Source organism: Streptomyces sp. NPDC059567 (genome assembly GCF_042735655.1).
Taxonomy (GTDB): Bacteria; Actinomycetota; Actinomycetes; order Streptomycetales; family Streptomycetaceae; genus Streptomyces.
In genome coordinates this window covers 1-21,160 of the sequence record NZ_JBHWBS010000044.1, presented here as the reverse complement: position 1 = coordinate 21,160, position 21,160 = coordinate 1, and the positions used below count along the sequence as shown (strand labels likewise).

At 71.7% G+C, this 21,160-nt stretch carries 21 protein-coding genes and 1 tRNA gene; 9 read left to right on the top strand and 13 right to left on the bottom strand.

The window, feature by feature from the left end:
• Positions 1-145: 145 nt before the first annotated feature.
• From ACFVZW_RS20525 to ACFVZW_RS20495, 7 genes are all read right to left on the bottom strand, one after another.
• Positions 146-562, bottom strand: coding sequence for a hypothetical protein (locus tag ACFVZW_RS20525; protein WP_384523209.1), 417 nt, complete (start codon positions 560-562; stop codon positions 146-148).
• A 130-nt stretch (positions 563-692) separates the two neighbouring features.
• A tRNA-Arg gene (locus ACFVZW_RS20520) sits at positions 693-765 on the bottom strand.
• Positions 766-949: 184 nt separating this feature from the next.
• Positions 950-1,402, bottom strand: coding sequence for an iron chaperone (locus ACFVZW_RS20515; RefSeq protein ID WP_384523207.1), 453 nt, complete (start codon positions 1,400-1,402; stop codon positions 950-952).
• A 53-nt stretch (positions 1,403-1,455) separates the two neighbouring features.
• Positions 1,456-1,917, bottom strand: a complete 462-nt coding sequence (locus ACFVZW_RS20510; RefSeq protein WP_384523205.1) for a pyridoxamine 5'-phosphate oxidase family protein — start codon at positions 1,915-1,917, stop codon at positions 1,456-1,458.
• Positions 1,914-2,540, bottom strand: a complete 627-nt coding sequence (locus tag ACFVZW_RS20505; protein WP_384523203.1) for a glyoxalase — start codon at positions 2,538-2,540, stop codon at positions 1,914-1,916. Before ACFVZW_RS20505 ends, ACFVZW_RS20510 begins: the two co-directional genes overlap by 4 nt.
• 5 nt (positions 2,541-2,545) lie before the next feature.
• Complete coding sequence (locus tag ACFVZW_RS20500; protein ID WP_384523201.1) at positions 2,546-2,983, bottom strand: helix-turn-helix transcriptional regulator; 438 nt, start codon at positions 2,981-2,983, stop codon at positions 2,546-2,548.
• A gap of 40 nt (positions 2,984-3,023) precedes the next feature.
• Entirely contained in the window at positions 3,024-3,434 is a 411-nt protein-coding gene (locus ACFVZW_RS20495; protein WP_384523198.1) for a VOC family protein, read from the bottom strand.
• A gap of 258 nt (positions 3,435-3,692) precedes the next feature.
• Between ACFVZW_RS20495 and ACFVZW_RS20490 the strand changes: the two genes are divergently transcribed.
• Positions 3,693-5,309, top strand: coding sequence for a class I adenylate-forming enzyme family protein (locus ACFVZW_RS20490; RefSeq protein WP_384523284.1), 1,617 nt, complete (start codon positions 3,693-3,695; stop codon positions 5,307-5,309).
• Here the strand turns inward: ACFVZW_RS20490 and ACFVZW_RS20485 are convergent.
• Entirely contained in the window at positions 5,296-6,576 is a 1,281-nt protein-coding gene (locus ACFVZW_RS20485; protein ID WP_384523196.1) for a M6 family metalloprotease domain-containing protein, read from the bottom strand. The two genes, ACFVZW_RS20490 and ACFVZW_RS20485, sit on opposite strands and share 14 nt — an antisense overlap.
• Positions 6,577-6,899: 323 nt before the next feature.
• On the opposite strand from ACFVZW_RS20485, the gene ACFVZW_RS20480 reads away from it, so the two are divergent.
• Both ACFVZW_RS20480 and ACFVZW_RS20475 read left to right on the top strand, forming a co-directional pair.
• Positions 6,900-7,538, top strand: a complete 639-nt coding sequence (locus tag ACFVZW_RS20480; protein ID WP_384523282.1) for a TetR/AcrR family transcriptional regulator — start codon at positions 6,900-6,902, stop codon at positions 7,536-7,538.
• 162 nt (positions 7,539-7,700) lie between these two features.
• Positions 7,701-9,218: an MFS transporter gene (locus ACFVZW_RS20475; RefSeq protein WP_384523194.1), complete on the top strand. Its 1,518-nt coding sequence runs from the start codon at positions 7,701-7,703 to the stop codon at positions 9,216-9,218.
• 94 nt (positions 9,219-9,312) lie between these two features.
• On the opposite strand, the gene ACFVZW_RS20470 is transcribed toward ACFVZW_RS20475, so the two are convergent.
• Positions 9,313-9,816, bottom strand: coding sequence for a MarR family winged helix-turn-helix transcriptional regulator (locus tag ACFVZW_RS20470; RefSeq protein WP_384523192.1), 504 nt, complete (start codon positions 9,814-9,816; stop codon positions 9,313-9,315).
• A 170-nt stretch (positions 9,817-9,986) separates the two neighbouring features.
• Between ACFVZW_RS20470 and ACFVZW_RS20465 the strand changes: the two genes are divergently transcribed.
• Complete coding sequence (locus tag ACFVZW_RS20465) at positions 9,987-10,781, top strand: dioxygenase (protein WP_384523280.1); 795 nt, start codon at positions 9,987-9,989, stop codon at positions 10,779-10,781.
• A 144-nt stretch (positions 10,782-10,925) separates the two neighbouring features.
• Here ACFVZW_RS20465 and ACFVZW_RS20460 read toward each other — a convergent pair whose 3' ends face one another.
• Complete coding sequence (locus tag ACFVZW_RS20460) at positions 10,926-11,933, bottom strand: questin oxidase family protein (protein ID WP_384523190.1); 1,008 nt, start codon at positions 11,931-11,933, stop codon at positions 10,926-10,928.
• An 83-nt stretch (positions 11,934-12,016) separates the two neighbouring features.
• Entirely contained in the window at positions 12,017-12,556 is a 540-nt protein-coding gene (locus ACFVZW_RS20455) for a GNAT family N-acetyltransferase (RefSeq protein ID WP_384523188.1), read from the bottom strand.
• Between the two features lie 147 nt (positions 12,557-12,703).
• Between ACFVZW_RS20455 and ACFVZW_RS20450 the strand changes: the two genes are divergently transcribed.
• Positions 12,704-13,705 (top strand): RNA polymerase sigma factor RpoD/SigA, encoded by a 1,002-nt coding sequence (locus ACFVZW_RS20450; RefSeq protein WP_384523186.1) that lies wholly within the window; start codon positions 12,704-12,706, stop codon positions 13,703-13,705.
• Positions 13,706-13,910: 205 nt separating this feature from the next.
• Here the strand turns inward: ACFVZW_RS20450 and ACFVZW_RS20445 are convergent, their stop codons facing one another.
• Entirely contained in the window at positions 13,911-14,873 is a 963-nt protein-coding gene (locus tag ACFVZW_RS20445) for a helix-turn-helix transcriptional regulator (protein ID WP_384523184.1), read from the bottom strand.
• A 62-nt stretch (positions 14,874-14,935) separates the two neighbouring features.
• On the opposite strand from ACFVZW_RS20445, the gene ACFVZW_RS20440 reads away from it, so the two are divergent.
• Positions 14,936-16,489, top strand: a complete 1,554-nt coding sequence (locus ACFVZW_RS20440) for an MFS transporter (protein ID WP_384523182.1) — start codon at positions 14,936-14,938, stop codon at positions 16,487-16,489.
• 192 nt (positions 16,490-16,681) lie between these two features.
• On the opposite strand, the gene ACFVZW_RS20435 is transcribed toward ACFVZW_RS20440, so the two are convergent.
• The gene (locus tag ACFVZW_RS20435) at positions 16,682-17,005 is read right to left on the bottom strand and encodes a hypothetical protein (protein ID WP_384523180.1); all 324 of its coding nucleotides are present in this window, start codon (positions 17,003-17,005) and stop codon (positions 16,682-16,684) included.
• Positions 17,006-17,045: 40 nt separating this feature from the next.
• Between ACFVZW_RS20435 and ACFVZW_RS20430 the strand changes: the two genes are divergently transcribed.
• The 3 genes from ACFVZW_RS20430 (at position 17,046) to ACFVZW_RS20420 (ending at position 21,080) form a co-directional block, all read left to right on the top strand.
• Positions 17,046-17,633 carry a DUF4573 domain-containing protein gene (locus ACFVZW_RS20430; protein ID WP_384523278.1) on the top strand — a complete coding sequence of 196 codons (588 nt, stop codon included), beginning with the start codon at positions 17,046-17,048 and terminating at the stop codon, positions 17,631-17,633.
• A gap of 693 nt (positions 17,634-18,326) precedes the next feature.
• Positions 18,327-19,496 carry a glycosyltransferase gene (locus tag ACFVZW_RS20425; RefSeq protein ID WP_384523178.1) on the top strand — a complete coding sequence of 390 codons (1,170 nt, stop codon included), beginning with the start codon at positions 18,327-18,329 and terminating at the stop codon, positions 19,494-19,496.
• 9 nt (positions 19,497-19,505) lie between these two features.
• Positions 19,506-21,080, top strand: a complete 1,575-nt coding sequence (locus ACFVZW_RS20420; RefSeq protein WP_384523176.1) for a glycosyltransferase family 39 protein — start codon at positions 19,506-19,508, stop codon at positions 21,078-21,080.
• Positions 21,081-21,160 lie beyond the last annotated feature (80 nt).

Sequence of the window (21,160 nt, the reverse complement as noted above, 5' to 3'; positions counted from 1 at the left end):
CAGAGAGCCCGCGCGCGGCCCCCCCCCCCGCCCGCCGGGCGAGCGCCCGTGACACGCCCCGGGGGCCGCCCCGCCCCCGGCCGGCCGCGCCCCCCCCCCCACGCCTGCTTCGTTGGGGGCTTGGGACTACATCCTGCCCGCCTGCTCAGCTGCGGTCACCGGTGTCGCAGTCCGGGAGGCGGGCTGCAACGGCCTGTAGGAGGCGGTCTTCCCCGGCCGCCAGCAGAACCTCAAGCTGCCGCCCAGCCACGTCGCACACCAGCATGGAAAGCTCGGCAACGATGGTGACTTGGGTGTCCGGAGTTCCGAGCTGCAGTTTCGAGACGGTGCCGTCCGCAGTGGAAACGAAGACACCCTCAGACGTCGCTGTCAGGTAAGCACGGCGTCGGTCTCCGCCGGAGTTGCGGAATCGTGCGGCACAGCGGACACGGACGGTTTCCCCGCGGTTCAGCGCGGCGACCCTCTGGGCCGTGCGCACGCTGTGCCATCGCTTCTGCATCCGGTGCAGAAGGGGCTGGGTAACGATCACGAGAAGCACCAAGACCGAGACGGTCTCCCACATGGACAGCTCCCGTGTCGGCCGAACATTGCCGGGATCAAGATAGACCTGGGGCGCCCCGGCGGCCGCCGTTGATGTCAGAAGTGGATGTCAAAGGCCCCCTACCAAGATCGGTAGGGGGCCCTTTCCCTTGTGCCCCCGGCAGGATTCGAACCTGCGACACCCGCTTTAGGAGAGCGGTGCTCTATCCCCTGAGCTACGAAGGCATTCCCGGTCGGTCGGTTCGCAGACAGCCGCCGGGGTGGGGTCCTTGGGGACCTCTGCCGGGCGGGGCTGTCTGGGAGCCCACTGACCGCTGACAGCCTAGCGGATCGGGCTGTGCGGGTGCGCCCCACATAAGGGATCATGTCGGGGCGCCCGTGCGGATGGGTGGATGACCTGCGGAAACGGTCAGCTTGCCGCCCTTTTGAAGAGCTCGCCGATGAGGGCCTCGTCGGATGCCGTCAGCTTCGTCAGGGCGAAGGCCGTCGGCCACATCGTGCCCTCGTCGAGGTTGGCCGGGTCGTTGAAGCCGAGCGTGGCGTATCTCGCCTTGAACTTCGCCGCGCTCTGGAAGAAGAAGACGACCTTGCCGGCCTTCGCGTACGCCGGCATCCCGTACCAGAGCTTCGGCGTGAGGTCCGGTGCGCTCTCCTTGGCGATCGCGTGGATGCGCTCGGCGAGGACACGGTCCTCGTCCGGCATCTCGGCGATCTTCGCGAGCACCTCGGTCTCCGGGTCCGCCTTCGCCGCGCGCGGGCGGCGCGTCGAGGACTTCAGCTCCTTGGCGCGCTCCTTCATCGCGTCGCGCTCCTCGGCCGTGAATCCGTCGTACTTCTCGTCGGACTTCTGCGTCTCGCTCATGGCGGTTCCTCTCTCATGGGTCGGTGTCCGTGCGGAGCAGGGGAGCGGTGGTGTCAGGCGAGCCAGTGACCGTCGCGCATCAGGTCGCGGCCCCGTAGTTCGTTCGCCTCTCGCCAGGCCTGGACGCGCCGTGGGCGGATCCGGAAGTACTGGTAGGGCTGGTCGAGTTCACGGGGGTCGAAGCCGGTCTTGGCCGCGAACGCGTCGCCCGTCCCCGGGGCGAGCTCGGCGATGTCCACCGGCTCGGCGGTGCCGTCGACGACGACGACGTCGCGCGTCGGCCCGAGACCGAGGCGTACCTGGCCGTCCGCCAGCAGGTTGCGGCCGGTGACCGAGGCCCGTGGCGTCGATATGAGGAACGTGGTCCCGTCCCAGAGGTACGAGAGGGGGATCAGATGGACTCCCAGGGAGTCCGAGGCGCTCGGCGTCGCGACCCACAGGTCGACGTCGTTCTCCAGCCTGTCGCGTGTGTCCCGCAGTCTCTCCTGGAGCCCGCGCGGCGGTGCTTCCGTCACGCTTCCTCCCAGACGAAGCCGTCCGGGTCGGTGAACGCCCCGCCCGTGGTGCCCAGCGCGATCCGGTGCGATCCGGTGCCCCCGACGGGGACGCCGACGTCCTTGGCGAGGGCGCGCCGGCCGTAGAGGGCCAGCTTGACCGGGCTCGAGTCCGCGGTGGCGAACTCGACGTACTTGCGGCCGAAGCTCTTCGCCACGCTGAGGCCCTGCTCGACGTAGAACTGCTTGCTCTCGGCCACGTCCGCGGCTCCGATCAGCAGCACCATCTCGTCGATCTTCCCGGTCGCCGGGCCGGTGTCCTTCTTCGCCGACGTGGCGATCTTCCAGATCGTGCCGTCCGGTGCCCGGACGACGCCGCCGTAGCCCCAGAACGACTTCGACGCGGGCTTCAGCACCGTGGCGCCGGCTTCGAGCGCGGCGTCGACGAAGCCGCGGACGTCGGCCGGCTGGGACACCGTGAGCGACAGCGAGAATCCGCGGAAGCCGGTCGTCGGCGCCTCGGAGGCCCGCAGGCGCACCTGGCCGCCCAGACCGATCGCGGTGTAGAAGCGCTCGGCGGCCGCTACATCGGTCACCTCGAGGGTGAGGGCTGCGATGGAGGTGGTGGAGGTCGTGGAGTTCATGGCATTCACGCTAGTTCCGGCTCCCTCGGCAGTGCTTCTCGAATCCTGACCGGTCCGGTCCCGACCGGTCCCCGCGCCGCGCGGCGCCGGTACTCGTCGGGCTCCATGCCGACCAGCTCGGTGAAGTGCAGGCTGAACGTGTCCAGTGACGAGCAGCCGACCGCGAAGCAGACCTCGGCCACGCCGAGATCGCCGCGCCGCAGCAGCATCGCGGCGCGCTCGACGCGACGCGCCATCAGATAGGTGTACGGCGACCCGCCGTAGGCGAGCCGGAACTGCCGGCTGAGGTGCCCGGCCGGCATGTTCGCGTCGAGGGCGAGGCTCTCGACGTCCAGTGGCCGCGCGTACTCCCGGTCGATCCGGTCGCGGACGCGGCGCAGGTGTGCGAAATCGCTCAGGCGCTGCGCGGCGGTGCGGGCGCGCGACCATGCGGGATGACACATGAGTGAGCTCCTTCGGTCCGAGCGGGCGGTGGCGAGGTGCTCAGCGAAGCTCTTGGATGCGGATCAGGTTCCCCGCCGGATCGCGGAAGGCGCAGTCGCGGACGCCGTACGGCTGCTCCGTCGGCTCCTGGACCACCTCGGCGTCACCGGCCTGCACCTTCGCGAAGGTGTCGTCGAGGTCGGGGGTGGCCAGCAGGATCCAGCCGTAGGTGCCCTTGGCCATCATTTCGAGGATGGTGCGGCGCTCGGCCTCGGTGATCCCGGGGTCGGCGGCCGGCGGCGCCAGGAGGATGGAGGTGCCGGGCTGGCCGACGGGGCCGACCGTGATCCAGCGCATCTTGCCCTGGCCGACGTCGCTGCGGACCTCGAAGCCGAGGGCGTCGCGGTAGAAGGCCAGAGAGGCGTCCGGGTCGTCGTGCGGGAGGGCGGTGGTGTTGATCGTGATGTCCATGGTCGTCACGTTAACTCCGCCTGGATGAAAGGCGCTTCTCGAATACTGATCCGTTCGGGCGGTCGCCGGCCGCCCCGCGCGAGGCGCCGCCCGGGACGCGATCCGGGACGCGATCCGGGCCGCGATCCGGGACGCGATCCGGGCCGTGATCCGGCCCTTCTGACCTGCGGCGACGGGTGGTACGTTCCGGGACAGGGCGGGCCAGGCCGGGACGGGACGGAGCGTGGCGTGGAGAGGGTGGACGTGCGCGGAGGAGAGATGGCCGTGGGCATCGGCGCCCGGTTGGCGGCGCCCGGCGGGCCCTTCGCGGTCGAGGACGGGGTGTACGTCGGCGGTCCCCGCACGCTGCGGGAGTTCGTGGAGGCCACCTGGGCCTACGGCGACCAGGTCTTCCTGGTGTCCGAGGACGGGGAGCTGACCTACCGGGAGTTCTTCGACGCCGCCTGCGGACTCGCCCGGCGCTTTTGCGAGGTGTACGGGCTGCGGCCGGGGGACCGGGCCGCCGTCGCGATGCGGAACCATCCCGAGTGGCACATCGCCTTCTGGGCCGCCCAGCTCGCCGGCCTCGTCGCCGTGCCCCTCAACGCCTGGTGGACCGAGGAGGAGCTCGCGTACGCCCTCGACGACTGCGCGCCCCGGATCCTGCTCGTCGACGGCGAGCGCGTCGAGCGGGTCCGGCGGTGGGCGCGGGAGCACGACGTGCCCGGCGTCGTCTTCCACGGGGAGGCCCGGGAAGGCTTCCAGGAGTACGTACGCGACACCGATCCGCTCCTCGGGCCGCCGCTCGTCGACGTCCTGCCCGAGCACGACGCCACCATCATCTACACCTCCGGGACCACCGGCCGGCCCAAGGGGGCCGTCGCCACCCACCTCGCGCAGGCCGGGGCCGCGATGAATCCGCGGTACTACGCCGCCGCCTCCGCCCTCGGCCGCGGCATGGTCCCCGGGCAGGGGCCCGCGCCCGTCTCGCTCACCACGTTTCCGTTCTTCCACGTGGCGGCGTTCACGTCGTTCTACTCGGTCATGGCCGCGGGCGGGACCCTCGTCCTGATGCGGAAGTGGGACGCGGACAAGGCGCTGGAGCTGATCCGGCGCCATCGCGTCACGCACTACGCGGGCGTGCCGACGACCGCCCTGCAGCTGCTCGACCGGGCGGAGGAGACCGGCGACCGGCTGGAGAGCCTCGTCATGCTCAACACCGGGGGCGCCGCCGCGCCGCCCGAGATCGTGGCCCGCCTCACCGCCCTGTACGGGGAGCGCATCGAGCCGCGCAACGGCTACGGGCTCACCGAGACCTGCGGGGGCGTGTTCGCGAACTTCGGGGCCGAGTACCGCGCGGATCCGCGGAGCGTCGGCCGGCCCACGCCCGCCACCGAGGTCCGGATCGACCGGCCGGACGCGGACGGCGTCGGCGAGCTGTGGTTGCGCGGGCAGTCCGTCGTCCGCGGGTACTGGCGGGACGAGGAGGCGACGAAGAGCGCCTTCGGCGACGACGGATGGTTCCGTACCGGAGACCTCGCCCGGCTTCACGACGGGCGGGTCACCCTCGTCGACCGGCTCAAGGACATGGTGATCCGCGGCGGCGAGAACGTGTACTGCGTCGAGGTCGAGAACGTCCTCCAGGACCACCCCGACGTCCTCGACGCCGCCGTCCTCGGCGTCCCGCACGCCACGCTGGGGGAGGAGGTCGCCGCCGTCGTGCGACTCAGGCAGCCGTCGAGTGTCACGGTCGACGAGCTGCGGGCGCACGTCGGCGCGCGCCTCGCCGCCTTCAAGGTGCCGGCCCAGGTCGTCGTACGGGACGCCGAGCTGCCCCGGAACGCCACCGGGAAGATCCTCAAGCGGGAGCTCAGGGAAGAGCTCACGCGCGGGTGACGCGGACCCGGTAGTGGCTTTTGCCGTCCTCGTGCGTGACCGTGATCCGGATGCCGTTGGTGCGGTCCGTGAAGGTCTCGCCCGGGCGGTACGGGGCGTCCGACAGCTCCGCGTGGACGTTCGGGCGGCGCGTGCAGCCGCCGCTGTCCTTGTCGCTGTCGGCGACGGTCACCGGGCCGTGACCGGTGTCGACGTCGGACTCGACCCGGTAGATCAGGACGCCCGGCTCGCAGACGGCCTCGTCGTTGCCTTCGCGGGTGCGGACCTCGATCGCGTAACCCGAGGTCTCGGAGAGCGGTACGAAGGCGAGTTTGTCGCCGCCGGTGGTCGCCAGCGGGGTCAGCGTGTACTCGTGCGTGCCGGGCGTGGACGCGCAGCCGACCTGCTCGTTGTCGAGCCAGCCCAGCTTCCACTTGTGCCAGCCGAGGAGGTCGTTGTTGGCCCCCCAGTCCTCGGACATGATGTCCCAGTGCCCGACCGTGCCGCCGCCGTCCGCGGTGTAGAGGTCGGGCAGGCCGAAGACATGGCCGTTCTCGTGCGGCAGGACGCGGTAGCCGGTCGTGGCGTACGTGCCCGAGCCGTCGTCCTGGCGGCTGTAGACGAAGGACGTGTTGGAGAGCGGGACGCCGTCCGCGTAGGGGGCGTCGTCGTTGCCGGAGAAGGTGACGGACAGGACGGTGTCCAGGGCCGAGGGGCCGGCGTTCGGGGTGACCAGGACGTTGACCAGGTCGTACGCGCTGAAGTCGACCTTCGGGTCGGCGGCCTTCACGATGTCCTCGACGAACCCGCGGTAGCCCGGTTCGTACGGTGAGCCGCGCTCTATCCCGTACGAGGAGAACGGCCTCGGCATCCGCAGCCAGTCGGATATCGGGGCCTCGGGGTGGTAGTGCAGGCGCCCGTACGAGCTGGTGCGGAACCACTCGGAGGTCTTCGGGAAGAACTCGTGGTAGCGGCCGAGGGCCGTCCCGTCCCCGGGCGCGTCGGGGAAGTCGATCATCAGGTTGAGGGCCCTGATCCTGCCCGTGGAGCGGGCGTAGCCCGGGGCGGTCGGCAGGCCCTCCGACATCTGCACGCCCAGCGTCGTGGCGATCCGGCACGGCCCGAGCTTGGACTCCCGTGAGTCCCTGGGGGCGGTGGCCACCGGGCCCGCCGAGGCCGGTGTCGGGCCCGGGAGGGTGCTGCTGGCCGAGGCCAGGGCGGCGAGCGCGAGGGTTGCTGCCACGGCGAGGGCGACAGGTCTGCGTATCCCCCGGCGGGTCTGGTGCATCCGGTCGCCTCTCTGGTCAGCCTCAGGTCAGCGTCAGCCGGCTGGTGGGTCAGCTGGTCAGGCCAGCTGGTCAGCGCCGCTGCTCGATCAGCCTGTGTCGAGAGGTGCGCGGGCGCGCGCGGGGTTGGCCCGATCGTGGGTATTCCACACAGCGCCCTGAATGTGATCCAGGTCACAGTCGGGCGGGGAAATAACCGGGGACTCGCTCCCCGTTTACACCTGTGTTCCACGAAGTGGGGACTGAGTCCCCGGATCATCGGACCGGATCATGAGAAGGAGGATGTGGCGTGACCACCCAGGCCGGCACCGAGCCCACCCGTCGCATGCCCCGCCCGCGGGCGGACGCCCTGCGCAACCGCGAGCGGATCGTGACGGCGGCCCGTGAGATGTTCGTCGAGTTCGGCCCGCAGGTGCCGCTCGACGAGATCGCGCGGCGCGCCGGGGTCGGCAACGCCACGCTCTACCGCAACTTCCCGGAGCGCAACGACCTGATCCACGAGGTCGTCGTCTCCGTCACGTCCCGCACCACGGACCTGGCGGAGGAGGCGGCCGCGGCCGTGGACGCGGGGGAGGCCGACGCCTTCGACGCGCTGCGCCGCTTCACCCACGGCGCCGCCGACGAACGCATCGGCGCCCTGTGCCCGATGCTCGACGGCACCTTCGAGATGGACCAGCCCGAACTGGTCGCCGAGCGCACGCGGTTGGAGGAGGCCGTGCGGGGCCTCGTCGACCGGGCGCACCGGTCGGGCAAGCTCCGCCCCGACGTCGACGTCGGGGACCTGCTGGTCGCCGTCTCCCAGCTGACCCGGCCGCTCCCGGGCACCGCCTGTCTGAACATGGACCGTTTCGTCCACCGCCATCTGCAGCTGTTCCTGGACGGTCTCGAAGCGCCCGCGCGCTCCGTGCTGCCCGGCTCGGCCGCCACTCTGGAGGACCTGCGGGGCGACTCCGACGAGTCGTGACCCCGAGCTGACCGTCCCGTAACGCACCCCGAGGCGTACGCCCCGAGACACACGCGCCGAAACGCACACGCCGAAACGCGCTCCACAACGCGCCTTCGAGCCCTGGCACCCCCTGTACTTACGTCCAGATTTTCCTTTACGCACCAAGAGGTGGCCACACCCATGTCCGAAATGGATCCGAGGCGCTGGAAAGCGCTGATCTTCATCGCCCTCGCCCAGCTGATGGTCGTGCTCGACGCGACGATCGTGAACATCGCGCTGCCCTCCGCCCAGCAGGACCTGGGGATCTCGGACGGCAACCGGCAGTGGGTCATCACGGCCTACGCCCTGGCCTTCGGCGGTCTGCTGCTCTTCGGTGGCCGCATCGCGGACCTCTGGGGCCGCAAGCGCACCTTCGTCGTCGGTCTGATCGGCTTCGCCGCGGCCTCCGCCGTCGGCGGGGCCGCGACCGGCGAGGCGATGATGCTCGGCGCCCGCGCACTCCAGGGCGCGTTCGGCGCGCTGCTCGCGCCCGCCGCGCTCTCCCTGCTTGCGGTGATGTTCACCGATGCCAAGGAGCGCGCCAAGGCCTTCGGCATCTACGGTGCGATCGCCGGTGGCGGTGGCGCCGTGGGCCTGATCCTCGGTGGCTTCCTCACCGAGTACCTGGACTGGCGCTGGACCTTCTTCGTCAACATCCCGTTCGCGATCGTCGCGGCTGCGGGCGCGTACTTCGTCATCCGTGAGCCGGCCGGCGGGCGCAACCGCTCGCCGCTCGACATCCCTGGTGTGATCCTGTCCACCCTCGGCCTGGTCGCGCTCGTCTACGGCTTCACCCGCGCCGAGTCCGAGGGCTGGTCGGACGCCACCACGATCGGCATGTTCGTCGCCTCCGCCGTGCTCCTCGCCGCCTTCGTCCTGACCGAGGCGAAGGTCAAGTCGCCACTGCTGCCGCTGCGCGTCCTGACCGAGCGCAACCGCGGCGGTGTGTACCTCTCGCTGGGTCTGGCCGTCATCGCGATGTTCGGCCTGTTCCTCTTCCTGACGTACTACCTCCAGGTCGTGAAGGGGTACTCGCCGGTCAAGACGGGCTTCGCGTTCCTCCCGATGATCGCGGGCATGATCATCGGCTCGACCCAGATCGGCACGCGGCTGATGATGCGCGTTCCCCCGCGCTGGCTGATGGGCCCCGGCTTCCTGACCGCCGGCGTCGGCATGCTGCTGCTCACCCAGCTGGAGATCGGCACCTCGTACGCCGGTCTGATCCTGCCCGCCCAGCTGCTGCTCGGCCTCGGCATGGGTACGGCCTTCATGCCGGCCATGTCGCTCGCCACGCACGGCGTCGACCCGCGGGACGCCGGTGTGGCCTCCGCGATGGTCAACACCTCGCAGCAGGTCGGCGGCGCGATCGGTACGGCGCTGCTGAACACGATCGCCGCCTCGGCCACGACCGCGTACATCGCCGACCACGCGGCCGGTGCCACCACGCAGGGCGCCCAGAAGCTGCTCCAGCTCCAGGGCATGGTCGAGGGCTACGCGGCGGCCATCTGGTGGGCCGTCGGCATCCTGGTCGTCTCGGCCGCGATCGCCGTCACCCTCATCAACACCGGGAAGCCGGGGACCGGCGCGGTGGCCGCGTCCGGGTCCGGCGAGGGCGAGGGCGCCGAGGACGAGGTGAGGATCCCCGTCATCGCGCACTGACCCGGATCCCCGTCATCGTGCGCGGCCCGGATCATCCCCGTCTTCGCGCACTGACCCACCGACCCCACCCGGTCGCCGCCTGCCCTGGTTCCGCTCAGCGGAGCCAGGGCAGGTCCGCGTTCGGGTCCGTCGGCTGCAGTCCCTCCGCCATCACCTTCATGATCTCGCCGAGCTGCTCCACCTGGTGCGGGGTGAGCCGGTCGAACATCGCCTGTCGTACGGCGGCGACATGGCCGGGGGCCGTCCGCTCCAGCACCTCGTACCCCTCGTCCGTGAGATACGCGAACTGTCCCCGCTTGTCGGAGGGACAGTCCTCGCGGAGCACCCAGCCGTTCTTCTCCAGGCGCGCGACGGCATGCGAGAGCCGGGAGCGGGTGATCTTGGCGCCCTTGGCGAGCTCGGTCATCCGCAGCCGCCGCCGGGGCGCCTGGGAGAGCTGGACGAGCAGGCCGTAGTAGATGTGCGGCATCCCGGCGTCGCGCTGCAACTGGCGGTCGAGATGGTCCTCGAGGAGGGTGGTGGCGTGCAGGTACGCGCGCCAGACGTGCTGCTCCTCGTCGCTGAGCCAGCGGGGCGCGTCGTTGGGTGCCATGGTCATGTATCTATCCTACGGCTCATTCTTGAAAGTTGAACTAGATCGGGTCTAAGCTCGTCATGTCAGGTGAGCTTGAACTTTCAATGACTGGCTGGGTCGGTCCGGACGGCGTCGACGTCGGTCCGTACGGCGTCGACCCGGGACGTCATCGACCCGGAACGGAGGCGGTCGTCATGGACGCCGACACCACGCTGGAACGGATGCCCGCCCTCTATCTGTCGCACGGCGCCCCGCCGCTCGCCGACGACCCGGTCTGGCCCGGCGAACTCGCCGCCTGGTCGGCGGGGCTGCCCCGGCCGAAGGCGATCCTGATGGTCTCCGCCCACTGGGAAGAGGCCCCGCTCGCGCTCGGCGCGACCGAGACCCTCCCCCTCGTCTACGACTTCTGGGGCTTCCCCGAGCACTACTACCAGGTGCGGTACGCGGCCCCGGGCGCGCCCGGGCTCGCCGCGTCGGTCCGCAAACTGCTGCACGGTCCCGGCACTCCCGTACAGGACATCTCCGACCGGGGGCTCGACCACGGCGCCTACGTGCCGCTCGTGGAGATGTTCCCCGACGCCGACGTCCCCGTACTCCAGATCTCCCTGCCCACGCTCGACCCGCGGAAGCTGATGGACATCGGCCGCCGGCTCGCGCCGCTGCGCGACGAGGGCGTACTGATCGTCGGCAGCGGCTTCTTCACCCACAACCTGGCCGCGCTGCGGCACTCCGGGCCGGGGGTGCCGGGCTGGTCGGCGGAGTTCGACGACTGGGGGCGCCACGCCCTGGAGACCGAGGACGTCGACGCGCTCCTCGACTTCGAGCACAAGTCCCCGGCCGGCCGGCTCGCCCACCCGCGCACGGAGCACTTCGCGCCGCTCTTCGTCACGCTGGGCGCGGCGGACGCGGCGGGGGACCTGGGCGGCGGCCGGAGCGTGATCGACGGCTTCTGGATGGGCCTCGCGAAGCGCTCGGTGCAGTTCGGCTGAGCCCACCGGCCGGGCGTCGCGGTTCGACGGAGGCTGCCGGGCCGCCCAGTGGTCGGGCTAGGGGTCCGGCTGAGCCCACCGGCTAGGCGTCGCGGTTCGACGGAGGCTGCCGGGCCGCCCTGCGCGTCGACTGAGGCCGTCGGTTCAGAAGACGGGCGGGTTGAGTTCGACCGCGCGGACCGCGGCGGTCAGCGCGAGCGGACCGCCGACGTCGAGCGCGGTGTCGGTGAACTTGATCGTGTGGTCGTCGCCGTGCGCCGCCGCCCGCTCGAAGACCTCCTCCGCGGTGAGCGTGACCGAGGTGTACGGGGCCGGCTCGGGCGGTGTGTAGGCGGCGGTCACCGCGGCGGAGGCCGCCCAGGCCGCCGACAGGCTCGGCGCCCACAGCTCGCGCGGCAGCGCGGGGAGCGTGCGCAGGACCGCGTTGGGGGCGGTCGCGGCATGCACCAGCATGATCGGCTCACCGTGGCCGTGGGTGGCATAGCGGTGGGTCGCGGCCGTGACCAGCTCGGTGAGCAGGGTGTGCGCGGTCTCCGGGTCCGGGGCGGCGCCCCAGCGGGGGAACGCGGTCAGCTGGGAGAGGCGGTCGCGTATCCCGCCGTCCTGGCGGGGTACGGGCGGCACGGCGTCGAGGGCCGCGGTAGCACTCGGTGCGGCGGCGAGGTCGGTCAGCGGGGGCAGCGGCTTGTGGCGGGCGGCCCAGTAGCCGAGGGCGTGGGCCAGCTCCGCGCGGCGCGGCGCGGTCTCCGGGGTCGTCAGGAGGGTGCGTACGGCGTGGCCGGTACGGATCACGGGGTGGGTCGAGCCGCCCGCGATGCCGGGGAGGAGGCGCGGCCACCACTCGGTGAGCACCTCCCGCCAGGGCCGCTCCTCGGTCTCCCGCTCGAAGAAGCGCGCCCAGTCGGCGATCCGGGCCGGGTCGCCGAGCGCCTCGTGCCAGTTCGTGGCGGTGACGGGGGAGTGGAGGGGCGGCATGTCCTCCAGCTTGTGGCGGTAGTGGTCGAGCCAGCGGTGCACGGCCGGGGCGTGGCCGTTGCGCACGAGCGCCTCGACGGCCATCGGGGCGTGGTTGGTGAGCCAGCCGCGGCGCTCCGGGCCGGTGGCGTGGAGGCGTTCGAGGGCTTCGTCGAGGGTGCCGGTGGTGTCGTCCATGGGGCGACGGTAGGTGCGGCGGCGGGCGGTCCGTAACGGCCGCGGGACCTAGTCCGGGACCTAGTTGCGGTCTGCCGCGGGACCTACTTCCCGGGGTGAAGGGCCTTCTCGTACCAGGCCACGTCCCAGTACCGGCCGAACTTCCGGCCTACCTCCCCGTACGTGCCGATGTGGCGGAAGCCGAAACGGGTGTGGAGCCGGATCGAGGGCTCGTTGGGGAGCGCGATGCCGGCGTAGGCGCGGTGGACGTCCTCGCCGGCGAGGGCCTCGAAGAGCCGCTCGTAGAGGAGTGTGCCGATGCCGCGGCCGGCGGCGTCCGGGGAGAGGTAGACGCTGACCTCCACGGAGGTGGAGTACGCGGCCTTGGGGCGGAAGGGGCTGCTGGTGGCATATCCGAGAATTCGGCTTTTCGTCTCTTTCCGGACATCGCGAGCAACCAGAAGGCGATGCGGGCCGTCTTCAGGGTGGGAGCGGAGCCAAGGGAGTCGCTGCTCCGGTGTGAAGGGCTCGGTGTCGAAGGTGATCGCGGTCTCACGGACGTAGTGGTTGTACAGCTCCGTGAGGGCCTCCAGGTCACCCTCCGTGCCCGCCCTGACCTGCGTATCCGCGTTTTCAGACAGCATCTATCCCCCTCGGTGGCGGCACAGGGTACTGCATGATCGCGAAAATCGATGCGCCGGGTGGGAATTCTGTCCTGATTCCAGTCGTTGTTTCCGTCGGATGCAGGGCACCCGAGAGGGTGTCGCGACCTACTCAGCAAGGGAGCACGCATGGCAACCCGTGCCGTCGCCCGTCGTTCGTCCGCCAAGAGCGGGAGCAGCGCGCGGGCCAGCGGAGTTCGCGCCGTGGGCGGGGAGATCGCCGACCGCGACCTGGTCGGCATGTACCTCGACGAGATCGCGCGCACGCCCCTGCTCGACGCCGCCAAGGAGGTCGAGCTCTCCCAGACGATCGAGGCGGGTGTGTACGCCCGGCAGATCCTCGACGGGGAAGCGGAAAGCGAGGCGGGCGGCGCGTCCCGCGAGGAGCTCGAAGCGCTCTACGAGGCGGGCGAGCGTGCCAAGGACCTCTTCATCAAGTCGAACCTGCGGCTGGTCGTCGCGGTCGCTCGACGCTATCCGCGCAGCGGGCTGCCGCTGCTCGACCTGATCCAGGAGGGGAACGCGGGCCTGGTGCGCGCGGTCGAGAAGTTCGACTACGCGAAGGGCTTCAAGTTCTCGACGTACGCCACGTGGTGGATCCGCCAGGCCATCACGCGGTCCATAGCCGACCAGTCGCGCACGATCCGGCTCCCCGTCCACCTGGTGGAGGAGCTGGGGCGGATCCGGCGCGTGCAGCGCGAGTTCAACCGGGAGCACGGCCGCGAGCCGGAGCCGGCGGAGATCGCGGCCGAGCTGGACACCAAGCCGGAGCGGGTCGTCGACGTCCTCGACTGGGCGCGTGACCCGGTCTCGCTGAACATGTCGGTGGACGACGAGGGCGAGACACAGTTCGGTGACCTGCTGGAGGACACCTCGGCGATATCGCCCGAGCAGTCGGTGCTGACGCTGCTGCGCAGTGAGGAGCTCGACGACCTGATCGACAAGCTCGACCACCGCACGGCGTCGATCATCCGGATGCGGTACGGAATCGAGGACGGCCGGGAGCGGACGTTGACCGAGGTCGGCAAGGAGCACGGCCTGACGCGGGAGCGGATCCGCCAGATCGAGAAGCACGCGCTGCTGGAGCTGAAGAAGATGGCCCGCGACACGGGCTTCGACGCGGTGGCCTAGGGCGGCCGGCGGCCCTGGGGGCGGTCGGGCCCCCGGGCCGGGTTGGTACGGGGCCGCCACGGGCGGTGGGGCGTCGTGTGGCCCTGCGGCGCGGCGCCGGGTTCGGGCGCGACCGGGCGGCCATGGGCCGCCGCCGCGCGGCCCATGGTGCCCGGCCCCCTGCCGCGCGTGCGTCAGGCTGCGGTCGACGCCGTCAGCGCGTGCGTCAGGCTGCGGTCGACGCCGTCAGGCGGGTGGCCAGCTCCGTCACGTAGGTGATCAGCGGCGGCGGCGCGTGGATCGTGAAGGGGGCGTCCACCAGGGCCAGGCGGAGGGCCAGCCATTCGATCGAGTCCGCCGTGGGGGTGCGCAGGCGGCAGGTCGTCGGCCCCGTCGACGTCGGGGTCAGGTGGGCGGGGAGGCGGGCCGCCACGAACTCCGCCGGGGCCTCGAAGCTGACGTCCAGGTCGACCTCCGGCTGCTGCGTGCGCGTCATCGAGCGCGCCATGTACTCCGCCGCACCGCCCTCCGGCAGCTCCCGCGCCGTGAACCGCGCCCCCGTCGCGAACGGGTCGGACACCCGGTCCACCCGGAACGTGCGCCAGTCCTCGCGCTCCAGGTCGTACGCCACCAGATACCACCGGTGCCCCGTCGACACGAGCCGGTACGGCTCCACCAGGCGCCGTGATTCCGTGCCGTCCCCCGCCCGGTAGCCGAAGCGCAGCCGCTCCTTCCCCGTCACCGCGCCCGCCAGCGCCGTCAGGGTCGACGGTGCGACCGTCGCCCCGTCCCCGCGCGTCAGTGGGATCGTCGCGTTCTGCAGCGTGGAGACACGGTGGCGCAGCCGCGACGGCAGCACCTGCTCCAGCTTCGCCAGGGCCCGTACCGACGCCTCCTCCACACCCTCGATCGCGTGCCCCGCCCCCGCCCGCAGCCCCACCGCGATCGCGACCGCCTCCTCGTCGTCGAGGAGCAGCGGCGGCATCGCCGCACCGGCGACCAGGCGGTACCCGCCCACCGCGCCCTTCGTCGCCTCGACCGGGTAGCCGAGCTCCCGCAGCCGGTCGATGTCCCGCCGGATCGTGCGGGCGGAGACCGAGAGCCGGTCCGCCAGCTCGCTGCCCGGCCACTCACGCGGAGTCTGGAGCAGCGACAGCAGATTCAGAAGTCGTGCCGGAGTGTCCGTCATGCCTTCCAGGGTGCCGTTTATCTAGGACATCAGCTGACCTAGATGGTCCCTATCTTCATCTCATGAGTTCACACGACGCCGTTCCGGAAGCGGCCACGGAAGCGCAGGCCGCCACGGAAGCGGTGGCCGACCGCCGGCGCTGGATAGCCCTCGCCATCGTCATGACCGCGGCCTTCATGGACCTGGTCGACGCCACGATCGTCAACATCGCCATCCCGAGCATCGAGCGCGACCTCGGCGCCACGACCAGCGCCATCCAGTGGATCACCGCCGGCTACGCCCTCGCCTTCGCCGCCGGCCTGATCACGGGCGGACGTCTCGGCGACATCTTCGGCCGCAAGCGCCTGTTCCTCCTCGGCACTGCCGGGTTCACGCTGGCCTCCGCGCTCTGCGGCTTCGCCGCGAGCCCGGAGATGCTGGTCGCCTCCCGCCTGCTCCAGGGCGCCGCGGCGGCGATGATGGTGCCGCAGGTCCTGTCGATCGTCCACGCCACCTTCCCGGCGCACGAACGCGGCAAGGTCTTCGGCCTGTTCGGCGCGATCATCGGCCTCGGCGCGGTCTCCGGCCCGCTGCTCGGCGCGCTGCTCACGCAGTGGAACATCGCCGGCCTGGAGTGGCGGCCGATCTTCCTGATCAACCTGCCGGTCGGCATCGCCGGACTGCTGCTCGGCCGGAAGTTCATCACCGAGTCGAAGGCGCCCAAGGCGCTCCGCCTCGACATCGTCGGCGTCCTGCTGGTCACGCTGGCGCTGCTGATGCTGATCTACCCGCTGACGCGCGGCCGCGAGCTGGACTGGCCGCTCTGGGGCCACCTGTGCATGGCCGGCAGCCTCGTCGTCTTCGCCGCCCTCGTCGCGTACGAGAAGTACAAGACGAAGAAGGACGGCTCCCCGCTGGTCGAGCTGTCGCTGTTCAAGGTGAAGAGCTTCGCGGCGGGCATCGCGGTGCAGCTGACCTTCGGTGTCGTGATGGGCATCTTCTTCCTGGTCTGGACGCTGTACATGCAGATCGGGCTCGGCTGGACCCCGCTGAAGGCGGGGCTGACGGGCGTGCCGTTCTCGATCGCGGTCTCGACGGCGGCCGGTCTGTCGGTGCAGAAGCTGGTGCCGCGCTTCGGTCGCAAGGTGCTCCAGACGGGCGCGCTGACGATGGCGGCCGGTGTGCTGCTCTACATGGGTGCGGCCGGCCGCTACGGCACCTCGATCGACTCCTGGCAGATGATCCCGCCGCTGGTGGTCATGGGTCTGGGCATGGGCCTGATCGTGGCCCCGCTGACGGACGCGGTCCTCTCGGACGTGCCGCGCGAGCACGCGGGCTCGGCGTCGGGCCTCATCAACACGACCGGGCAGATGGGCAACGCGCTCGGACTCGGACTCGTCTCGGTCGTCTTCTTCGGCGTGATCGACGAGGAGCGCCTCGCGAAGGCTCCGGCCGAGGTGGGCGCGGCGTTCACGGACGCCTTCCAGAACGCGCTCGGGTGGGCGGTGGCGGTGCTCGCCGCGATCTTCCTGGTGATGTTCGCGCTGCCGGCGAAGCCGAAGCAGCACGTGGAGGGCGCGGAGGCGGACGGGGACGACTCCGAGGCAGTCGAGAAGGAGCCGGTGCTCACGCACTGACCTCGCCACGTGCGCGACGAAGGCCCGGACCGGGGCATCCCGGTCCGGGCCTTCCGGCGTTCGGCGCCGGAGGCGGCGGGGGAGATACCTCAGGCCGAGACGAAGGTGGCCGTAGCAGCCTGACCGGCCCCGCGAGGGCCCGAGGGGCGGTGCGTACTGCGGGTGCACCGCCCCTCGGGCGTACCGCTCAGGTCAGTGGCGGTTCACCACACCTCCGGTGTCCAGGGAGCGCCCGAACTTCATGGAGCGCATGACCGTCGCCGGCAGTGCCGACTGCTGGGTCCAGGGCTCGTCCCACGTGAAGCTGGTTCCGCCGACGTCACCGTGCGTCTGCCACACCGTGTTGTCCGTGGTGATCACCTTCACGTACGCGTTGACGCCCCGGGCCTCGATGCCCACGGCGCACACGTTCGCCGGGTAGTCGGGGTTGGCCGGGTCGCCGTCGGTAGCGGTCGCGTTGCTGAGGTTCTGCCAGACGATCGTCCCGCCGAGCGTCGGCCCCCGGCCGGCGAACACATTGCCGCCGGTGAGGACGGCCTGGAAGTCCTCGGGACCGATGGGCGGAGTGTGGACGTCGATGTCGGAGCAGGGCCCGGTGTCACCCGTGGGGCCGGTGTCTCCGGTCGCACCCGTGTCGCCGGTTGCGCCGGTGTCACCCGTGGGGCCGGTGTCGCCGGTCGGGCCGGTGTCTCCGGTGGGCCCGGTGTCGCCGGTTGCGCCGGTGTCGCCGGTGGCCCCGGTGTCGCCGGTCGGGCCGGTGTCTCCGGTTGCGCCGGTGTCTCCGGTGGGCCCGGTGTCGCCGGTTGCGCCGGTGTCGCCGGTCGGGCCGGTGTCTCCGGTTGCGCCGGTGTCGCCGGTCGGGCCGGTGTCTCCGGTTGCGCCGGTGTCGCCGGTCGCCCCGGTGTCACCCGTGGGTCCCGTGTCGCCGGTCGCCCCGGTGTCGCCGGTGGCCCCGGTGTCGCCGGTGTCGCCGGTCGGGCCGGTGTCGCCGGTGGGCCCGGTGTCGCCGGTCGCTCCCGTGTCGCCCGTGGGTCCCGTGTCGCCGGTCGCTCCGGTCGGGCCCGTGTCACCCGTCGGACCGGGCGGGCCCGGGGGACCCTGCTCGCAGTGGTCCGGGCCGCCCACGGGCAGCGCTCGTACGTAACGGTCGTGGTCGGACACCGCCGACAGGTACTCCGCGAGGCCGCCGCCCATGAACTGCTGGACCTCGTGGTCCGCGTAGTTCTCGAAGTCACCGGGCGAACCTTCGCCCTCCTCCGGCGCCGCGGCGTTCTTCTCGTGCGCCACCGGCCCCCACAACTGCGGCGGCGGGCCTTGCTCGTGGTGCGGGCGCGGGCCGTGCCCCTCGTGGTGCGGGCGGTCCCTGCACTCGTCGCCGCCCGACGGCGTGCCCGTGAGGTTCACCCCCGAGGGGCCGGCCACGCTCTGCGGCGCGGCGGAGACGGGGGTCGTGAACCCCGTGAGTACGAGTGCGATCGATGCGATGGCACCTCCGTTGAGCCAGGCGCGGCGTCGCGGAAGCGGGCCGAATGCGGACCTGGTCCTGGAATCAGGACTCATGCAATAGCTCCTTCTTCATCCGGATCGAGTGATTCACCGGAAGCGAGTTCGAGCTTCCTTTCAGATCATCGGACTGCGATCGCGGCGCCTTTACGTCTCCGAGGGGACTGTCAACGCCTTGGCCTACCGTCACCATCCCCCTGGGTGCGTACGGCGTGGCGAACCTGAAAGCGCCTGTCGGCGTGCCGTCCCTGACCGTCCCTGGCCTGTGCTTATGGTCGCCCCCCACCGAACCACCGGAAGTGGTGTTGCCGTGAAGCCATCCTTCTGCTTGTGCATGATCGTCAAGAACGAGGCCCGCGTCATCGAGCGCTGCCTCGCCTCCGTCCGTGACCTGGTGGACACCTGGGTCATCTCGGACACGGGTTCGACCGACGGCACCCAGGACCTCATCCGCAAGGCTCTCCACGGGATCCCCGGAGAGCTGCACGAGGAGCCGTGGGTCAACTTCGGGCACAACCGGAGCCTGAACATCGCCCGCGCCCGCGGCCGGGCCGACTACCTCCTGCTCCTCGACGCCGACCTCGTCCTGCGCCAGGAAGGCCCGCTGCCCCCGCTGACCGCCGACGCGTACATGCTGCGGCACAAGGGCACGCTGGAGTACCGCATCAAACGCCTGGTCAGAGGCGATCTGCCGTGGCGGTACGAGGGGGTGACACACGAGTACCTCACCGCCGACCGGAACCACACCCAGGAGAACCTCGACGCCCTCGCCATCGACGACCGCCATGACGGCGGCTCACGCCACGACAAGTTCGAACGCGACGCCCGGCTGTTGAGCGCCGAGCTCGACCGCGACCCCGGCAACCCCCGTACGGTCTTCTATCTCGCACAGACGATGCGCGACATGGGCCGCTCCGGGGAGGCGATCAAGCTCTACGAGCGCCGCGCGGCCATGGGCGGCTGGGGTGAGGAGGTCTACTACGCACTCCTTCAGTCCGGCGTGCTCAGGGCGGAGTCCGGCGACTGGCCGGCCGCCATGGACACGCTCACGCGGGCCTGGGACTCGCGGCCGCAGCGCCTCGAAGCCTGCTACGAACTGGTCGCGCGGCTGCGCAAGATGCGCCGCCACCACTCCGCCCACGCGATCGTCTCCGCCGTGCTCGACCGGGAGCAGCCGCGCGAGGACCTGCTCTTCCTCCAGCCGTGGGTGTACCGCTGGGGCCTGCTGTTCGAATTCTCGATCACCGCCTACTGGGTCGGCGACTACGCGGGCTCGCTCGCCGCGTGCGACCGGCTGCTGGCCATGCCCGACCTGCCCGAGCCGTACCGCAAGCAGACCCGGGCCAACCGCGAGTTCGCCGTCGGCAAGCTCGGCGCCGCTCCGATCCCGCACGCGGCCGCCGCACCGCCCGACGCCGCCGCTCCGCCCGATGCCGCTCCCGCGGCCGCTCCACCCGCCGCCTCCCAGCCCGCCGCCGACGCGCCCGCGCCGGTGCGCGGATAGGGGCGGGCCGTGGGAACGCCCTCCTCCGTCGCCGCCGAGGTCCGGGATCCCGCCCCGGCCGCCACCCGCCGCCCCGCCGCGCCGCGCGCCGAGGGCGGCATGCGGCACGGTGTCTGGCTGTGGCCGGCCCTCCTCACCCTCGCCCTGACGCTGTACGAGATCGACCATCCGCTGCTGTGGGAGGACGAGCTCAACACCTGGGACATGGTCACCCGTTCCACCGGCCGTCTCCTCGACACGGTGGGGAACGTGGACGCGGTCCTGACCGTCTACTACCTGCTGCTGCACGGGTGGACGGTCGTCTTCGGCGACTCCGCCACCGCCCTGCGGATGCCCTCCGCCCTCGCGATGACCGGTGCGGCGGCCTGCACGGCGCTGATCGGGCAGCAGCTGTTCGGCCGCCGCGCCGGGCTCGCCGCGGGTCTGCTCTTCGCCCTCACCCCCGTGGTGGTCCGCTACGCCCACGAGGCCCGCCCGTACGCCCTGGTCGTCCTCGCCGTCGCCCTCGCCACGCTGGCGCTGCTGCGGGCCCTGGACCGGCCGGAGCGCATGGGGCGCTGGGCCGCGTACGCCGGGTGCGTGGCCGCGGTCGGGCTGCTGCACCTGGTCGCGCTGACGGCGCTGGCCGGGCAGCTGGTCGTCGTGGCCGCATGGGCGCGTGTCGACCGCGCGCTCGCCGTCCGGGCCGGGCTCGCCGCACTGGCCGGGGTGGCCGCCGCCGCGCCGGTCGCGGTGCTCGGCAGCGGGCAGGCGTCACGTCAGATCGCCTGGATCCCCCGACCGAACCTGGAGAGCCTGGCCGCCTTCCTCCCACAGCTGTACGCCTCCGGGACGTTCGCCGGGGCGGCGACGGTCCTGGCCGTGTCGGCCTGGGCGGACCGCCGGCGGGTGGGCCGCGCCGGCACGTCCCCGCCGACGAGCGCAGTCTCCTGGCGGCCGGCGTCCCGGGGGCCGGTCCTGGCCGTGACCGCCATGGCCGTCCTGCCGGTCCTCGCCCTGTGGACGGTCTCGCACGGCGACATCTCGTACTTCTTCTACCGGTACCTGCTCTTCACCCTGCCGGCGTGGGCGGTGCTGGCCGGTGCGGCGCTCGCCGCGCTCCGTTCCCGAGCCGTCCTCGCCGTCGCCCTGGTCGCCGTGGCCGTGCTGAGCCTGCCCGAGCAGCGGTCGGTACGGGAGACGTACGCGCACTTCTGGCACGGGGTGGACTACAAGGGCGCCGCCGAGACCATCGCCAAGTACCACCGGCCGGGCGACGCCGTCGTGTACGACCGGGGCGAGGACTACTGGCGGCTGCTGGACCTGGGCGTCCGCCACTATCTGCCCGACGAACTACGGCCCCGGGACGTCTTCCTGGCCCGCTCGGCCGCGGACCGCGCGGACCTGTGGTCCTCGGAGTGCCCGGACCCGGCGGCCTGTCTGGGGAGCGAGACCCGGATCTGGCTGGTCGTGCCCGACGGCGCGGCCGACCCGCTGGACGCGCTGCCCGCTCCGCAGGCGCGCGCCCTGCGGAAGCACTACACCGCGACCGGCACCGAGCGCCTGACCGGCGTCACGGTGGCACTCCTGGTCCGCAAGCCCTGACGCCGGCGGACGGCCCGGGCGGGCCGTCCGGTGTCCGGACCCGAGGGAGAGGCAGAGGGGGGGGGGCGCGGCCCGCGCCG

Coding starts and splice junctions, on each gene's coding strand:
- ACFVZW_RS20525 (WP_384523209.1), bottom strand. CDS start 562: ATGTGGGAGACCGTCTCGGTCTTGGTGCTTCTCGTGATCGTTACCCAG.
- ACFVZW_RS20460 (WP_384523190.1), bottom strand. CDS start 11,933: ATGGACGACACCACCGGCACCCTCGACGAAGCCCTCGAACGCCTCCAC.
- ACFVZW_RS20505 (WP_384523203.1), bottom strand. CDS start 2,540: ATGAACTCCACGACCTCCACCACCTCCATCGCAGCCCTCACCCTCGAG.
- ACFVZW_RS20430 (WP_384523278.1), top strand. CDS start 17,046: ATGGGCGGAGTGTGGACGTCGATGTCGGAGCAGGGCCCGGTGTCACCC.
- ACFVZW_RS20475 (WP_384523194.1), top strand. CDS start 7,701: ATGTCCGAAATGGATCCGAGGCGCTGGAAAGCGCTGATCTTCATCGCC.
- ACFVZW_RS20440 (WP_384523182.1), top strand. CDS start 14,936: ATGAGTTCACACGACGCCGTTCCGGAAGCGGCCACGGAAGCGCAGGCC.
- ACFVZW_RS20485 (WP_384523196.1), bottom strand. CDS start 6,576: ATGCACCAGACCCGCCGGGGGATACGCAGACCTGTCGCCCTCGCCGTG.
- ACFVZW_RS20455 (WP_384523188.1), bottom strand. CDS start 12,556: ATGCTGTCTGAAAACGCGGATACGCAGGTCAGGGCGGGCACGGAGGGT.
- ACFVZW_RS20450 (WP_384523186.1), top strand. CDS start 12,704: ATGGCAACCCGTGCCGTCGCCCGTCGTTCGTCCGCCAAGAGCGGGAGC.
- ACFVZW_RS20500 (WP_384523201.1), bottom strand. CDS start 2,983: ATGTGTCATCCCGCATGGTCGCGCGCCCGCACCGCCGCGCAGCGCCTG.
- ACFVZW_RS20465 (WP_384523280.1), top strand. CDS start 9,987: ATGGACGCCGACACCACGCTGGAACGGATGCCCGCCCTCTATCTGTCG.
- ACFVZW_RS20515 (WP_384523207.1), bottom strand. CDS start 1,402: ATGAGCGAGACGCAGAAGTCCGACGAGAAGTACGACGGATTCACGGCC.
- ACFVZW_RS20445 (WP_384523184.1), bottom strand. CDS start 14,873: ATGACGGACACTCCGGCACGACTTCTGAATCTGCTGTCGCTGCTCCAG.
- ACFVZW_RS20490 (WP_384523284.1), top strand. CDS start 3,693: ATGGCCGTGGGCATCGGCGCCCGGTTGGCGGCGCCCGGCGGGCCCTTC.
- ACFVZW_RS20425 (WP_384523178.1), top strand. CDS start 18,327: ATGATCGTCAAGAACGAGGCCCGCGTCATCGAGCGCTGCCTCGCCTCC.
- ACFVZW_RS20495 (WP_384523198.1), bottom strand. CDS start 3,434: ATGGACATCACGATCAACACCACCGCCCTCCCGCACGACGACCCGGAC.
- ACFVZW_RS20480 (WP_384523282.1), top strand. CDS start 6,900: ATGCCCCGCCCGCGGGCGGACGCCCTGCGCAACCGCGAGCGGATCGTG.
- ACFVZW_RS20470 (WP_384523192.1), bottom strand. CDS start 9,816: ATGACCATGGCACCCAACGACGCGCCCCGCTGGCTCAGCGACGAGGAG.